General features: G+C 37.2%; 16 protein-coding genes. 10 read left to right on the top strand and 6 right to left on the bottom strand.

Annotated features, from left to right (window positions below; genetic code table 11):
* Positions 1-591: 591 nt before the first annotated feature.
* Positions 592-879 (bottom strand): hypothetical protein, encoded by a 288-nt coding sequence (locus HT736_RS07355; RefSeq protein ID WP_049487998.1) that lies wholly within the window; start codon positions 877-879, stop codon positions 592-594.
* A gap of 9 nt (positions 880-888) precedes the next feature.
* Entirely contained in the window at positions 889-1,299 is a 411-nt protein-coding gene (locus tag HT736_RS07350; protein WP_172930894.1) for an HIT family protein, read from the bottom strand.
* A 67-nt stretch (positions 1,300-1,366) separates the two neighbouring features.
* Between HT736_RS07350 and HT736_RS07345 the strand changes: the two genes are divergently transcribed.
* The gene (locus tag HT736_RS07345) at positions 1,367-2,098 is read left to right on the top strand and encodes an ABC transporter ATP-binding protein (RefSeq protein WP_000889956.1); all 732 of its coding nucleotides are present in this window, start codon (positions 1,367-1,369) and stop codon (positions 2,096-2,098) included.
* Positions 2,095-3,144, top strand: coding sequence for an ABC transporter permease (locus HT736_RS07340; RefSeq protein WP_172930893.1), 1,050 nt, complete (start codon positions 2,095-2,097; stop codon positions 3,142-3,144). The genes HT736_RS07345 and HT736_RS07340 overlap by 4 nt, the downstream gene beginning before the upstream one ends.
* A 62-nt stretch (positions 3,145-3,206) precedes the next feature.
* On the opposite strand, the gene HT736_RS07335 is transcribed toward HT736_RS07340, so the two are convergent.
* The gene (locus HT736_RS07335; RefSeq protein ID WP_000132586.1) at positions 3,207-3,536 is read right to left on the bottom strand and encodes a hypothetical protein; all 330 of its coding nucleotides are present in this window, start codon (positions 3,534-3,536) and stop codon (positions 3,207-3,209) included.
* Between the two features lie 276 nt (positions 3,537-3,812).
* Here HT736_RS07335 and HT736_RS07330 point away from each other — a divergent pair, with 276 nt between their 5' ends.
* The 3 genes from HT736_RS07330 to HT736_RS07320 are packed head-to-tail and all read left to right on the top strand — an operon-like array spanning position 3,813 to position 6,247.
* Complete coding sequence (locus HT736_RS07330) at positions 3,813-4,151, top strand: LytTR family DNA-binding domain-containing protein (RefSeq protein WP_001863323.1); 339 nt, start codon at positions 3,813-3,815, stop codon at positions 4,149-4,151.
* A 4-nt stretch (positions 4,152-4,155) separates the two neighbouring features.
* Positions 4,156-4,893 (top strand): response regulator transcription factor, encoded by a 738-nt coding sequence (locus tag HT736_RS07325; protein ID WP_172930892.1) that lies wholly within the window; start codon positions 4,156-4,158, stop codon positions 4,891-4,893.
* A 13-nt stretch (positions 4,894-4,906) separates the two neighbouring features.
* Entirely contained in the window at positions 4,907-6,247 is a 1,341-nt protein-coding gene (locus HT736_RS07320; RefSeq protein WP_172930891.1) for a sensor histidine kinase, read from the top strand.
* Between the two features lie 44 nt (positions 6,248-6,291).
* Here the strand turns inward: HT736_RS07320 and blpC are convergent, their stop codons facing one another.
* From blpC to blpA, 3 genes are read right to left on the bottom strand one after another with little or no spacing between them, the layout of a single operon-like run.
* On the bottom strand, positions 6,292-6,447 hold the full coding sequence (gene blpC, locus HT736_RS07315; RefSeq protein ID WP_000358814.1) for a quorum-sensing system pheromone BlpC: 156 nt from the start codon (positions 6,445-6,447) through the stop codon (positions 6,292-6,294).
* A gap of 56 nt (positions 6,448-6,503) precedes the next feature.
* Entirely contained in the window at positions 6,504-7,865 is a 1,362-nt protein-coding gene (locus HT736_RS07310; RefSeq protein WP_172930890.1) for a bacteriocin secretion accessory protein, read from the bottom strand.
* Between the two features lie 10 nt (positions 7,866-7,875).
* Positions 7,876-10,029 (bottom strand): peptide cleavage/export ABC transporter BlpA, encoded by a 2,154-nt coding sequence (gene blpA, locus HT736_RS07305; protein WP_172930889.1) that lies wholly within the window; start codon positions 10,027-10,029, stop codon positions 7,876-7,878.
* A gap of 280 nt (positions 10,030-10,309) precedes the next feature.
* On the opposite strand from blpA, the gene HT736_RS07300 reads away from it, so the two are divergent.
* The 5 genes from HT736_RS07300 (at position 10,310) to HT736_RS07280 (ending at position 14,331) form a co-directional block, all read left to right on the top strand.
* Positions 10,310-10,513, top strand: a complete 204-nt coding sequence (locus tag HT736_RS07300) for a bacteriocin class II family protein (RefSeq protein ID WP_138705441.1) — start codon at positions 10,310-10,312, stop codon at positions 10,511-10,513.
* A 319-nt stretch (positions 10,514-10,832) separates the two neighbouring features.
* A complete protein-coding gene (locus HT736_RS07295) occupies positions 10,833-11,036 on the top strand; it encodes a pncT (RefSeq protein WP_138705442.1) in 204 nt (67 codons plus the stop codon).
* A gap of 899 nt (positions 11,037-11,935) precedes the next feature.
* On the top strand, positions 11,936-12,166 hold the full coding sequence (locus HT736_RS07290; protein ID WP_138705444.1) for a bacteriocin class II family protein: 231 nt from the start codon (positions 11,936-11,938) through the stop codon (positions 12,164-12,166).
* Positions 12,167-12,752: 586 nt separating this feature from the next.
* Positions 12,753-13,790, top strand: coding sequence for a thioredoxin domain-containing protein (locus tag HT736_RS07285; protein ID WP_057487495.1), 1,038 nt, complete (start codon positions 12,753-12,755; stop codon positions 13,788-13,790).
* Positions 13,791-14,097: 307 nt separating this feature from the next.
* The gene (locus tag HT736_RS07280; protein WP_000379956.1) at positions 14,098-14,331 is read left to right on the top strand and encodes a ComC/BlpC family leader-containing pheromone/bacteriocin; all 234 of its coding nucleotides are present in this window, start codon (positions 14,098-14,100) and stop codon (positions 14,329-14,331) included.
* Positions 14,332-14,341: the final 10 nt, after the last annotated feature.

Below are 14,341 nucleotides of genomic sequence, written 5' to 3'. Positions count from 1 at the left end.
TTTCATTGAGTATAAACAAAAAGAGCCGAGTGGCTCTTTTTGTTTATAGATTTTTTAAGACTTTCCTTAAGTAATGACGGACGGTAGCGATCTTCTTCGAAGTTCCATACCTAAACTTTGAGCCTAGGTCTCAAAGTTTCCGGACGAGTCTGAGACAAAAAGATTTTGATTTCAGGAATTCTTTATTATAAATTTTAAAAATCGATAGATTAGATAAAAAAGCGAACAAGACAGAATTCTGAGTGTCAGATAACTCGTTTTGTTCGCTTTTTATATTGAAGATTAGACTTTTATCCCAGACTCGTTTTCAGTACGGCGGAAAATCTTCGATTTAGTTGTGAAATGGTGAATGATACTCTTTAAAAATCTCCTCAAACCACGTCAGCGTCGGCTTGTCTACAACCTCAAAACTGTGTTTTGAGCTGACTTTGTCAGTTCTATTCACAACCTCAAAACGGTGTTTTGAGCAGCCTGCGCCTAGCTTTCTAGTTTGCTCTTTGATTTTTATTGAGTATGAGTTGCCTAAATTATGATGTATAGTTGATGGGATATAACTTGTTTACGTTTTAAAAAAGAGCCGACTGGCTCTTTTTACTTATCTTCAGTTTCCTGTGTTTCTTTAATCACAGCTAGTCTAGTTTGGATATCTTTTTCCAAGACCTTAAACTTGTAAGTCAGGTCTTCTTGGTATTCCTTGATAAGTTCTTTTTGTTGGTCGATGATTTGCAGGCTGTTTTGGATAATATCCACATCATCTTTGATGGCTTGAACGCGGTCAGTGGTATTCAAGACTTCATCTGTGATGGTTTGGCGATTTTTTGTGACCAGATAACTTCCGGCTGCAGCTCCTGCAAATAGCAGTAGGTTGGATAATTTCATGGCAACTCCTTAGGCGTTTTTGATAGTTTCAGCGACTTGAGTGAGTTTGTCAAAGTCTGGTTCGTGGGCGATAAAATCAATCTTGAGGTCATCGTCCGCACTGTAGCGAGGCACGAGGTGAACGTGGGTATGGAAGACTGTTTGACCAGCGACTTCTTCACAGTTGGCAATGATATTCATGCCAGCAGCCTTGGTAGCTTTCATGACTTTTTGAGCTACTTTTGGTACTTGGGCAAAGAGTTGGCTGGCGCTAGTAGCGTTCATTTCCAAAAGATTGCGATAGTGTTCTTTTGGAACGACCAAGGTGTGTCCTGGTGTCACTTGAGAGATATCAAGAAAGGCAAGAACCTGCTCATCTTCATATACTTTTGAAGCAGGAATTTCCCCTGCGATGATTTTACAAAAAATGCAATCTGACATAAAATCTACCTCTACTGTATTGAATTTTGATATAATATAGCTATATTATACCAGATTTGGAGAAAATATGTTAGAAATTAAAAACCTGACAGGTGGCTATGTTCATGTTCCTGTTTTGAAAGATGTGTCCTTTACTGTTGAAAGTGGGCAGCTGGTCGGTCTGATTGGTCTTAATGGTGCTGGTAAATCGACGACTATTAATGAGATTATCGGTCTGTTGACACCTTATAGTGGCTCCATCAATATCAATGGATTGACCCTGCAAGAAGATGCGACAAGTTACCGCAAGCAAATTGGCTACATTCCAGAAACGCCCAGCCTGTATGAGGAGTTGACCCTCAGAGAGCATATCGAAACGGTTGCCATGGCTTATGGTATTGAGCAGAAAGTGGCTTTTGAGCGAGTAGAGCCCTTGCTAAAAATGTTCCGTCTGGACCAGAAATTAGACTGGTTTCCTGTTCATTTTTCAAAAGGGATGAAGCAGAAGGTCATGATTATCTGTGCTTTTGTGGTGGATCCGAGTCTTTTCATCGTGGATGAGCCTTTCCTTGGTCTTGATCCGCTGGCTATTGCGGACTTGATTCAGCTTTTGGAAGTGGAAAAGCAAAAGGGCAAGTCCATTCTTATGAGTACCCACGTGCTGGATTCGGCGGAGAAGATGTGTGATGCCTTTGTCATTCTCCACAAGGGTGAGGTGCGTGCTAAGGGGAATCTCTTGCAACTGCGCGAAGCCTTTAACATGCCTGAGGCTAGTTTGAATGATATTTACTTGGCTCTGACCAAAGAGGAGGAGCTATGAAAGACTTGTTTTTAAAGAGAAAGCAGGCTTTTCGTAAGGAGTGTGTCGGTTATCTGCGCTATGTTCTCAATGACCACTTTGTCTTGTTCCTGCTTGTCCTGCTGGGCTTTCTAGCCTACCAGTACAGTCAACTCTTACAACATTTTCCTGAAAACCATTGGCCAATTCTTTTGTTTGTAGGAATTACCTCTGTTTTGTTTTTGCTTTGGGGAGGAATTGCCACCTATATGGAGGCTCCAGACAAGCTCTTTCTCTTGGTCGGAGAAGAGGAAATCAAACTCCATCTCAAGCGTCAAACTGGCATTTCCCTAGTCTTTTGGCTTTTTGTACAGACCCTTTTCTTGCTGTTATTTGCGCCTTTATTTTTGGCAATGGGTTATGGTTTGCCTGTTTTTCTGGTCTATGTGCTTTTATTGGGAGTAGGTAAATATTTCCTCTTTCGTCAAAAGGCTAGTAAATTTTTCACGGAAACTGGACTGGACTGGGACTATGTCATTTCCCAAGAAAGCAAGCGCAAGCAAGTCTTGCTTCGTTTCTTTGCCCTCTTTACGCAGGTAAAGGGAATTTCAAACAGCGTCAAGCGCCGTGCTTATCTGGATTTTATCCTAAAGACTGTTCAGAAGGTGCCTGGAAAGATTTGGCAAAATCTCTATCTGCGTTCTTATCTGCGAAATGGAGATCTTTTTGCGCTCAGTCTCCGTCTGCTCTTGCTTTCCATACTGGCACAGGTCTTTATCGAGCAAGCTTGGATTGCGACAGCAGTGGTGGTTCTCTTTAACTACCTCTTGCTCTTCCAGTTGCTGGCCCTATATCATGCCTTTGACTACCAGTATTTGACCCAACTCTTTCCGCTGGACAAGGGGCAAAAGGAAAAAGGCTTGCAGGCTGTAGTCAGAGGATTGACCAGTTTGGTCTTAGTAGTGGAATTAGTTGTTGGGTTGATTACCTTCCAAGAAAAACTAGCCCTTCTAGCCTTACTGGGAGCTGGTTTGGTTTTACTAGTCTTGTACTTACCTTATCAAGTAAAACGTCAGATGCAGGACTAACATTGCTTATATGATATTAAAAAAGAAGTTGAGTTCAGTTTGTCTCAGCTTCTTTTTAGTTGCTACAGGATAATGGTTGGCCCGTAGAGACTCAACTTGGTCTTGACTTGGTCAAAGTGAAAGCGATCATAGGCCCGCCAAGCGGCGCGAGTGGGAGCATCTGGATCAAGAGCGCTGAGTCCCATGAGAAGACTGGAAGTCTGGTAAAATTTTTCCAGTTCAATCAAGACTCGATTATCCACTGTCTCAGCCTTTGCTAGAAAGCCAAGAATAGAGTTTAATTGCTCCTGAAAGCGGACGTCGTCAGCGGTTGCCTGTCTGCATGCTTGGTAGGCTTTGTTTAAGTCAGTAATCAAAGTCTGAGCTCTTTTGATAGGGTCTGTATCTGTCATGAGAATGCCTCCTTTAATCTGGGTGCCAGTCTTGTTTCTAGCAACTGTATTTTGATACTGTCAGTTTATCACTTTTATCTCCTTTTTCACCATCAAATCTTTAATTGTCCTTGAAATTTCCTGAATGGTCCTGTTAAGATTTTATGATAAAATAGTTGTAACCTCATCATGATGTTATGGAAAAATAATCCTTTTAGGAGCTTTCAAAGACTGTTTAGGATTGGGTGCGCTTGTGTGAGAACTTTTCTGTTATTCTTTTCTTAGGAGGAGAATTCAATGAAACATATGATTATTCAGACACAGAAAACAGTTTATAAAGTAAACATCGACGATATCTACTATATCCAAACACATCCAACTAAAGCCCATACCGTACAGATTGTTACAGAAGAAGCTAGTTTTAATATGCTTCAAAATTTAAGTAATCTTGAGAACCAATGTGGGGAAACCTTGATGAGATGTCATCGAAATTGTTTGGTTAATCTTGATAAATTAAAATCGATTGATTTTCAAGAAAGAATCCTTTTTCTCGGAGAAGAAGGTCAATACGCTGTCAAGTATGCCAGACGTCGCTATAGAGAAATTCGTCAAAAATGGTTGAAACAAGGAGAGTAAAAAGATGAGAATATTTGTTTTAGAGGATGATTTTTCCCAACAGACTAGGATTGAAACGACCATTGAGAAACTTTTGAAGGAACATCATATCACTCTGAGTTCTTTTGAAGTTTTTGGTAAGCCAGATCAATTGCTGGCAGAGGTGCATGAGAAGGGGGCTCATCAGCTATTCTTTTTGGATATTGAGATTCGAAATGAGGAGATGAAAGGGCTGGAAGTGGCTAGAAAGATTCGGGATCGAGACCCCTATGCCCTCATCGTCTTTGTGACGACTCACTCGGAGTTTATGCCCCTGTCCTTTCGCTACCAAGTGTCTGCTTTGGACTATATTGATAAGGCCCTTTCGGCAGAGAAGTTTGAATCTCGTATCGAGACAGCCCTCCTCTATGCCAATAATCAAGATAGTAAAAGTCTGGCGGAAGATTGCTTTTACTTTAAATCAAAATTTGCTCAATTCCAGTATCCTTTTAAAGAGGTTTACTATCTCGAAACGTCGCCCAGAGCCCATCGTGTTATTCTTTATACCAAGACAGACAGGCTGGAATTTACAGCGAGTTTAGAGGAGGTTTTCAAGCAGGAGCCCCGTCTCTTGCAGTGCCATCGCTCTTTTCTCATCAATCCTGCAAATGTGGTGCATTTGGATAAGAAAGAAAAACTCCTTTTCTTTCCCAATGGTGGAAGTTGTCTGATCGCGCGTTATAAGGTCAGGGAAGTGTCTGAGGCTATTAATAACTTACACTGAACTAGGAGAGTTTATGAATATTGTTTGGATATTATTGCATACACTTATTACTAATGGGCTAGAAATTGTCATTTTCTTTAAGGTAGATGGAATTAATCTTACTTTCGAGAGGATTTTTAAAGCCTTTCTTTTGAAGATACTGTTGGCCTTTGTTTTTGTAATGATTGGCTATATGGTAGGAAATGTTTACCTATCTTATTTTATGGAACCCTTGTACGGCATATGCTTGTCTTTCTTATTGTTAAGAGGGCTTCCTAAAAAACTCCTTTTCTTTTATGGTCTCTTTCCAATGATATTGGTGAATCTCTTTTATAGAGGAGTCTCCTATTTTGTGCTTCCATTTTTGGGACAAGGGCAAGTATATGATGGCTACTCATTTACTGGGTTATGTATAATAATTTTCAATTTCTTCATTTCTCTAGCCTTTTTGAAATGGTTGGACTATGATTTTACTAGTTTGAGAAGGGAGATTCTCGATACAGGTTTTCAAAAGTCCCTGACTAAGATTAACTGGATAATGGGGGCTTACTATTTGGTGATACAAAGTCTGTCTTACTTTGAATATGAGCAAGGTATTCAATCAACGACTGTTCGCCATCTCATCCTAGTGTTCTACCTCCTATTTTTTATGGGGGTTATCAAGAAATTGGATACCTATTTGAAGGACAAACTCCATGATAGACTGGACCAAGAGCAGGTCTTGCGCTATAGAGATATGGAACGCTATAGTCGGCATATAGAGGAACTTTACAAGGAAGTAAGGAGTTTTCGCCATGACTACACCAACCTCTTGACCAGTTTAGGTCTGGGTATTGAAGAGGAGGATATGGAGCAGATAAAAGAGGTCTATGACTTGGTCTTAAAGGATTCTAGTAAAAAATTGCAGGACAATAAATATGACCTTGGCCGATTGGTGAATGTTCGGGATCGTGCCCTCAAAAGTCTCCTAGCTGGAAAATTTATAAAAGCTAGAGAAAAGGACATTGTCTTTAATGTCGAAGTTCCTGAAGAGATTCAGGTTGAGGGGATGAGCCTACTTGATTTTCTAACCATTGTGTCTATCCTTTGTGATAATGCTATTGAAGCGAGTGCAGAGGCCGGTCAACCTCATGTTTCAATTGCCTTTTTAAAAAGTGGAGCACAGGAGACCTTCATCATCGAAAATTCCATCAAAGAAGAGGGCATAGATATTTCTGAAATCTTCTCCTTTGGAGTTAGTTCTAAAGGGGAGGAGAGAGGTGTCGGTCTCTATACCGTTATGAAGATTGTGGAAAGTTATCCCAATGCCAGTTTAAATACTACCTGTCAAGATCAAGTCTTTCGTCAGGTGCTTACTATGATACCTACAGAATGATGAAAAAAATAAGACCGAGAGTTCTTGTTACTCGGTCTTATTTTTTATAGTTGTATTGGATGATGAAGTCCTTTCGTATTGTTATGCTTAATTATATTAAGGCTGTATAAGATATCTTCCCACAGTCCTCCACCTGTAATCTGGTTGAGTTCAGTAGTTGTTAGTTCTTGAAATGAAGTTAGGTTTTGTTTCTTATCCATGTTATGATTCTCCTTTTTGATAAGATAATAAATAGTTATAGAGTGTTATCTGAAAATTAATCAGAATGGGTTAAAATTTTATCTTTGAAATAATCAAAATATGTTTTCTTTGCAGTTACACTAGTGACGCGACCTTGTAAGCCGTATTGGATGAGTTTACTATCATTATTAGATAGTTTTGCAAGAGCGGTTAATTTAAAGAGATTGCCTTGCTCTGTTCTGGTAGGAGTTTGATCAATTGTCTGAAGTTGGCCGATGATGGTAATGCCGTGATTTCCAATCTTCTCCAGTTTTAATCTTACAGTTTGTCCTTTATCTAGTAGAGGTAGATAGTCAGAAGCTACGTAGTAAGTGATTAGTACTTCTCTTGTATCTGTGATGATAGGGAATATTTGAGCAATTTCTGTACCAGTTGGAATTCTATTTTTACCTTCAAATTCACTGTTCAGATGAATGATACCTTTATTTGGGGCGGTTAAGGTATTGTTTTCTAAGCGCTGTGTCGCTTGATCTAGCTGTACTTTTAATTCTGTTAATTGGTTCTCCACGGTTAGTTGTTGCTGTGAGGCTGTCTGTAAAAACTGAGTGCGGAGTATTTCAATTTTGGTTGCTAAACTGTTATCATAAGTTGCTACACTTCCGATACCAGCTTGCTGAATTTTGAGGCTTGCGATAGATGATTCAAGACCTGCAATACTTTGATTAATTTGAGATAAAAATGGCTCCTCTGCAGTTCCTTGTGTTTGTCCTTGTGAGGCTACAAGATAACGATTCAAAATTGACTGGTGCGGATTGCCAGTTGGTAAGCGAGCCCTTTTATTTATGATAGTATCTCTCAATTCTCGATATTCTCCAATTTGTTGTTGAACTTTTGTAATTTCTTGTTCGATGGCTGATGAACTGCTATTGGCAAGATTAGCTTGATTTGAAACTTCAGTGTTAGTCTTTGAGATACCCAGTTCAATATCATGGGATTGTTTAGTAAAATTCATAAAGGTATTATGGTAGCCAAATTCATCCTCGCCAGAAAAAAGATCAGTCGCTTTTTCTAAACTTTGTTTCAAAATTCCAAGTCCTTCTTTTTGCTTCTCAAGTCTTTGTAATTGAGTTTCTAAGGCAGTTTTCTGACTTTCTTCCATTGTTTCAGAGTATTTGATGAGTAAGTCTCCTTTTTCAACTACTTGATTTGCCACTAAATGATTAGCTAGGATAGGATTATCACTGGTTGACTGAATGGATGCAATGACACTTGTAGGGGCGATTTCTCCTTGGGAAGTAACAGTAATTTCTTTTGTGGCAACAAGGGAGAAAATCAAGATGAAAGTAAACAGTAATGAAAGAGGTATAATTAACACTGTCGCATAGTTATGGTAACGTCTCTGATAAAACTCGACGCTTCTAAAAAGATTAGAATTCATGACATTCTCCTTATTTATTGAATAGATGATGGTAGAAGCCTTGCGCCTGCATTAACTCTTGGTGACTACCAACTTCAATGATTTTCCCCTGGTCAAGAACAATGACACGGTTAGTTCGTTCGGCTATACTGAGACGATGGGCTACAAAGAGAATGGTTTTATCAGTTAGGGACATAAGATTATCTATAACCTTTTTCTCAGTCAAGACATCAAGACCGCTAGTAGCTTCATCTAGTATTAAAACAGGAGCTTTAGTTAAAAGAGCACGAGCGAGGGCTATTCGTTGCTTCTGTCCTCCTGATAGACCAGCTCCATCAGAGAGCTGAGTTTGATAGCCCATAGGCATTCTTTCAATGTCTTGACGGATTTCAGCTAATTCACAAGCTCTTAGAATATCTTCTTGGCTAATCATATTGTTACCGCCCAAAGTTAAGTTTTCCAAGATAGAGCCATTAAAGATATAGGCTTGTTGGGGCAGGTAATTAATATGACGGCGCAAGACTTTCTTATCAATGTTTTTAATATCCTGATGATTGATGGAAATATGCCCTTTGTAGGGTTCAAAGAAATTGACAATCATTTTGGCTAAAGTTGTTTTACCAGAACCACTGACTCCAACTAGGCTAACCTTATCTCCTTGTTTAATCGTGAGATTAATATCTGTTAAGGTATCTCGTCCAAAACCATACTTATAAGAAAGGTCATCAAATTCAATATCGCCCATCAAAAAATGTGAATGAACAGGGTTTTCTTGAACTTGAAATTCAGATTCGACTAGATAGACCTCGTTCAAGCGGTTATTAGCGACCTTCGCAGATTGGAGTTTGGTTTGGAGGTTGATAATATTTTCCATAGGAGTTGTAAAGTAAGAAAGAAGTGTGTTAAAGGTAATCAGCTGACCGATAGAAATTTTACTCGACATGACTAATTGAGCGCCAAACCATAGGATAAGGATATTCAGAACTAATTTTGTTCCCTGCTTTAAACTCGTTTGTAAAATAGAATATTTACTGAGCTTAAAGGATTTTTCCAAATAATCTACAAACTCGCTGTCTATATTTTGATAGCGATTTTCTTCACTCGTGAGCGACTTTATAGTTTCAATCCCGTTGATATCTTCGATAATGGCAGAGCTAACCATAGAATTACTTTGCATGACATCATGGTTCATTTTTTCGAAAGGCTTCATAAAAGAAAAGATGATGAACATGTATATAGGAATGGAAGTAAGAGAAAGAAGGAAGAGATTAGGGTTTTGTGCCAGTAAGACGCCCCCTACAAGAATCAGAATGGAAACATCCAGAAAAAGAGAGAGAATGGTAGAAGCCAAGGCATCTATAATAGAGTTAGCATCTGTGAACCGTGAAATGATTTCTCCTGTACGACGTGTCGCAAAGAAAGACATAGGAAGTTCAAAAATATGGCGAATATAGGATAAAATCACATCAATGCTTAATCTTTGACTCAGAACGGTTAGGAGATAATCTCTGGAGAAGCTCATGACTTGTTGGAGGATATAGGTTATAACCAGACCAACTGAGATGATTCCTAAAGTTGATTTCATCTGATTTGGGATGTATTCATCTAAGATTCCTTGGAGATAATAAGAACCACCTATATTGATAATCGTGACCAATAAACTTGAGAGAACGATGTAAGCAATGAGAGATTTTTGTTTGAAAATCAGAGGAAGGAAGCTTAGTAGACCATTCTTTTTATCTTTATGGGGTTGATAGCTGGGTTTGGGAGCTAGAAAAATAGCTACTCCAGTCCATTCAGAGAAAAAGCGTTCTTTTGACATTTTGGTGATTTTTACAGAAGGGTCAGGATCACCAATAACCAGATAGTCTTTCTTTGTTTGATAGACAACATAGTAATGTTGGAGTTTTCCTTCTTTGTTAACGTGAACGATAAATGGATAGGGGACATCACTCATGTCAAATAGCGTTTTATCTGCTTGAACAGGTCTTGTTTCAAAGCCCATTTCATCAGCGGCTTTTACAATGCCAAGAGCAGTCGTCCCTTCTTTATTGGTCTTTGCAAGTTCTCTCAAGTGAGCTAGAGAAAAATCTGAACCATAGAATTTAGCAATCGAGGCTAAGGCAGCAACACCGCAGTCTCTCGCATCTATTTGAGGAACAAATGTACGTTTATAAGAAGTCATTGGCAATTCCTTTCATATAGTAGATAGGTATATTATGCCATAAAAATAAGTTCATATTTTATGAAATCTTGAATAGTCATTGAAAGTTCCTGAATGGTAAAAAAGTGATTAGAAATTATCTTTTTAAAAAAATTTAGAGGTAGTTTTAAATAAAAAAGCTAATTTAAGACGTTTCGATGACAATTCAAGATTTGGATGAAAAATTTAAAAAAACAATGATATACTAAACTTGTCAAAGTTGCAACAGGACAAAAATTAAAAATAAAAAGGAGTATTTGTCATGAATACAAAAATGATGGAACAATTTTCTGTTATGGATAATGAAATGCTTGATAGGATAGAGGGAGGAATATTTGGAGTTGACGATGCTTTGTTTTGGGGAGCGGTAGGCTATGTTTCAGGTAGCATTGTTGATACAGCAATTGATGATTTTACGAATCAATGCCGGAAAAATCCTCATCAGTGGTTCTGTGTTCGTGTATAGATATAGTAGTGTTGTATTGTATAAGAATTTATATAACTTATTGACCTATGCACGGATAGAAGCTGTTCTTTTGCAAACGAGTCGCTTATTCCATCATAAGTTTACGTACTCATAGTCACAGTTCTTGTGCTTGATGGAAAGAATGACCACCTATAAACATGCGATGTAGTGGCTGTACCACTCACTTATTCAGCTCCCCGTGATTTGTAGTAGTGATAGGCTTTCTCATGATTATTATAAAACAAAATAAAATAAAGAGCACAACACTTTTTCATTCTGTGTTGTGCCTTGAGTGAAACGAAAGGAATGAATTATAACAATGAACAAAAATGATTATATTGCTTTGAATGAAGTAGAATTAGAGACAATTAGTGGTGGAGATGACTGTTTTATTGCAGATGTCGGATGTATTGGCTGGGGGCTTTTGAAGAGTATCGGAGGGATGATAAAACCTGCTCCATATGTTCCTCCAGTATGCATTCCAAAAAGTTCATGGAATCCTGCACCTCCAGTTCCATGTTAAAAGGTGACTGTTTAATCAGCTAATCTTGCTTCAAATAATTCCTGAACAAGTTTAATAAATTAAACGAATAAGACAGGTTATTAACACAGTCTTGTTCGTTTTTTTCTAATACATTATTTAATCAATACACTTATAAAATTGTAAAGTAGTGGAGGTGGGAAATACTACCACAGATTTATTATTAACTTTGTCAGTATTGTTTGAAATCTCAAAAAGTATTTTAAACTATATGTGTTTAGTTCCTTAGTTTGATTGTTGTTGAGTATAACTATTTTTGTATAGATAAAAATCTTGCTATTGTTCAAGATGTTTTGATGACCATTTATGATTTCAGTGATTCAAAATCAAAATGAGTGCTATACTAGCAGTGTAAAGGTTGTAGCTAAACTAAGATAAAGCGTACATTTAGGAGGAAATCTTATGAAGAAAAAAATATTTATCATTTTAATCTTGTATCTGATCATGTCCATCTTTCTTTATCCGCTTAGGGAGAGTATTTGGTATAATCTATTTTATACCATAGCCTATATGATTGCGGTTATAATCTATTTTGCTTTAATTAAAAAGAAAGAAAAGAAATGAAAGCTTTTCTTGCTAAAAAAGAATCATATTCTTTGTGAGATTGTTCCTGGGTCAGTTGCCCTTGCTTGTCTCTACTTAATCATCATGCTTCTGCTTATGTGGGGCTTGAAGTATTATAAAAAGTAGAGCTTAATGAAGTATAAAAGAAAAGGGTAAGTGTTTTCGCAATACTTACCCTTTTATAATGAATTTTTTGCAATTCAAGACGTTTCGATGACAATTCAAGATTTGGATGAAAAATTTTAAAAAACAATGATATACTAAACTTGTCAAAGTTGCAACAGGACAAAATTAAAAATTAAAAAGGAGTATTTGTCATGAATACAAAAATGATGGAACAATTTGAGATTATGGATACTGAAATGCTTGCTTGCGTTGAAGGTGGCGGTTGGATAAAATGTGGACTTGGTGTAGTTGGAGGTGCATTGACTGGAGGAGTTGCTGGTGGTGCTGTGGGCACTGTAACGCTACCTTTCTTTGGTACTGTATCTGGAGCGGCTGCTGGTTTTTGGGGTGGAGGTGCAACGGGTGCTGCTACCTTCTGTTAAAAATCGCTCTTCGTTGATAAGATGGACTGACTTGGAATGGAGTGAATAATTATGGATAAGAAAAAAATAGTTTCGACTATAGTATTGTTAGTATTTCTTATAGTGTCAGTGGCTAATTTTTTTAGAGACTTAAACCCATTACTGTTCATTTTAAATATTATTGGCCTGTCTTGCTTTTCAGTGCTAACATACATTAACATAAAAGAAATGCTCTTAAATATACGTAAATGATGATTTGGTTAGTCCTAGAACCAATCAACTCATGTTCGTCGGCTTGACAGGTTTTATGTCTATTATTTGTTTGTATAGAAGTATCACAGCAGGAAAATTCTACCAACAAATAATCGCCTATATTGGTGATATTCTCTGCTTGATTGTCATGTTTTTACTCATTTGGGGCTTGAAGTATTATAAAAAGTAGAGCTTAATGAAGTATAAAAGAAAAGGGTAAGTGTTTTCGCAATACTTACTCTTTTATAATGAAGTTTTTGCAATTCAAGATGTTTCGATGACCATTTAAGATTTAGATGAATTTGTAATCTTAAATAAGGTAAGATAAAGATAACAAATGTAAAGGAGTATTCTTATGAAGAAACAAAATATAAAATCGCTATTACTTGTACCACTTGTATTTGCATCTATTACTACGGGTGTTGTATATGCAGAAGAACATCCTACTACTTCATCTATCCAGGCGAATGATAGTTCTGTTGTGGCACCAGATTTGCCATCGGCTAAGGAAAAGGTGGAGCATAAACCTTCTGTTGTAACTCCAGAAGAATATGAGAACAATGTTACGGACTTTAAAAAGATAGATATTGAAGCTGTTCGTCAATCTTTTACAGAGGATCAATTGGAACATACTATTTATTTTGGTAGAAAAACTTGCTCTCATTGTCGTCAATTTTCTCCTGAATTGAAAGAATTTAATAACTTGATTGAAAAGAAGTTAGAGTATTATGATTTGGATGGTAAGGATTTTGATGAGGAAGCGAGAGAGTTTCTATTTAAAAAAGTCGGTATTCCAGGAACACCAACAATTTTGTATTTAAGAAATGGACATCCGACATCTGGATGGGTTGGTGGCGGAGCAACTGCACAACAGGTGTATGATTATATGTACTCGAGAAACTCACCTAAGCAAACGGAGACAGTGAAATCTTCTGAGGAAACAGTAACTGAAAGTGTCCGTGATGAGAATACTAGAAGTGACAGCATGAATATTAGTGATAAAGTTGTAAGTGACAGCAAAGGTATGAGTGATGAAAAAAGAACTGAAATGAAAATATCCAATGTTAATCCCAATTCTAATAGTGAAAATAGTGGGAAAGTGAAGAGTACAAACTCAACTTCTGAAGCTAAAACTACTCAATCTGACAATTTAGCAATGTTAGACAATAAGAATCAATTGGAAACTCCTAAACCTATTTTTGATGTTGCTCAAGAAAATAAAACTCCTTCAACTGATGTTAAGGGGACTGATTATGTAAGCAAATCTATTACTTCGAATGAAAAATTATTACCGAAAACAGGAGAGGAAGAAAGTTACCAACTGCTTCGGCTGGCTGTCGCGTTTTTTATGACTTCTGTAATGATTAAAGTGAAACAAAAAATTCATAAATAAAAATAGATGGTAAACAGGTGCAATGATACTATTTGTTTGTAATAATATATGGCTAGAATTTGCCTGTAGATAAGAATGAGAAGATAGGTGTATTTATTTTATATATAAAAGATTATAATTGTATATGAAATGAATGGTAAAAGGTAAAGTATTTCTGAAATGCTTTCTTTTTCGACTATTTTAACGCCTCAAGATGTTTTGATGACTATTTATGATTTGGATGGAAAATTTCAAAAAATAGTAGTATACTAACATTGTTAAGGTTGCAACAGGACAAAAATTAAACATAAAAAAGGAGATATTCGTCATGGATACAAAAATGATGTCACAATTTGCAGTTATGGATAATGAAATGCTTGCTCGTATAGAGGGTGGGGATGTATCTGATATTTATAGAGGGTACGCTAATCAGGTAAGTCCATTCGGTTCTTACCCTCCTATATTAAAAAATTCAGGTCCTTTTCCAGTAAGTGGTTACTGCCCGCGCGGTTATCATGACCGTGGTTATATAGGAGCGGGTTTTCATTTATGTGGAATATAGGCTGAAATAC

It is taken from the genome of Streptococcus sp. 339, from assembly GCF_013277285.1.
GTDB lineage: Bacteria > Bacillota > Bacilli > Lactobacillales > Streptococcaceae > Streptococcus > Streptococcus pseudopneumoniae.
The sequence above is the reverse complement of the archived record's forward strand: the minus strand, read 5'-3'. Positions and strand labels throughout refer to the sequence as shown.

What these genes read in the sequence shown, in the direction of transcription:
- HT736_RS07320 (WP_172930891.1), top strand. Translation starts at nt 4,907, where the DNA reads ATGAATATTGTTTGGATATTATTGCATACACTTATTACTAATGGGCTA.
- HT736_RS07290 (WP_138705444.1), top strand. Translation starts at nt 11,936, where the DNA reads ATGAATACAAAAATGATGGAACAATTTGAGATTATGGATACTGAAATG.
- blpC (WP_000358814.1), bottom strand. Translation starts at nt 6,447, where the DNA reads ATGGATAAGAAACAAAACCTAACTTCATTTCAAGAACTAACAACTACT.
- HT736_RS07285 (WP_057487495.1), top strand. Translation starts at nt 12,753, where the DNA reads ATGAAGAAACAAAATATAAAATCGCTATTACTTGTACCACTTGTATTT.
- HT736_RS07355 (WP_049487998.1), bottom strand. Translation starts at nt 879, where the DNA reads ATGAAATTATCCAACCTACTGCTATTTGCAGGAGCTGCAGCCGGAAGT.
- HT736_RS07330 (WP_001863323.1), top strand. Translation starts at nt 3,813, where the DNA reads ATGAAACATATGATTATTCAGACACAGAAAACAGTTTATAAAGTAAAC.
- HT736_RS07295 (WP_138705442.1), top strand. Translation starts at nt 10,833, where the DNA reads ATGAACAAAAATGATTATATTGCTTTGAATGAAGTAGAATTAGAGACA.
- blpA (WP_172930889.1), bottom strand. Translation starts at nt 10,029, where the DNA reads ATGACTTCTTATAAACGTACATTTGTTCCTCAAATAGATGCGAGAGAC.
- HT736_RS07345 (WP_000889956.1), top strand. Translation starts at nt 1,367, where the DNA reads ATGTTAGAAATTAAAAACCTGACAGGTGGCTATGTTCATGTTCCTGTT.
- HT736_RS07350 (WP_172930894.1), bottom strand. Translation starts at nt 1,299, where the DNA reads ATGTCAGATTGCATTTTTTGTAAAATCATCGCAGGGGAAATTCCTGCT.
- HT736_RS07325 (WP_172930892.1), top strand. Translation starts at nt 4,156, where the DNA reads ATGAGAATATTTGTTTTAGAGGATGATTTTTCCCAACAGACTAGGATT.
- HT736_RS07310 (WP_172930890.1), bottom strand. Translation starts at nt 7,865, where the DNA reads ATGAATTCTAATCTTTTTAGAAGCGTCGAGTTTTATCAGAGACGTTAC.
- HT736_RS07300 (WP_138705441.1), top strand. Translation starts at nt 10,310, where the DNA reads ATGAATACAAAAATGATGGAACAATTTTCTGTTATGGATAATGAAATG.
- HT736_RS07280 (WP_000379956.1), top strand. Translation starts at nt 14,098, where the DNA reads ATGGATACAAAAATGATGTCACAATTTGCAGTTATGGATAATGAAATG.
- HT736_RS07335 (WP_000132586.1), bottom strand. Translation starts at nt 3,536, where the DNA reads ATGACAGATACAGACCCTATCAAAAGAGCTCAGACTTTGATTACTGAC.
- HT736_RS07340 (WP_172930893.1), top strand. Translation starts at nt 2,095, where the DNA reads ATGAAAGACTTGTTTTTAAAGAGAAAGCAGGCTTTTCGTAAGGAGTGT.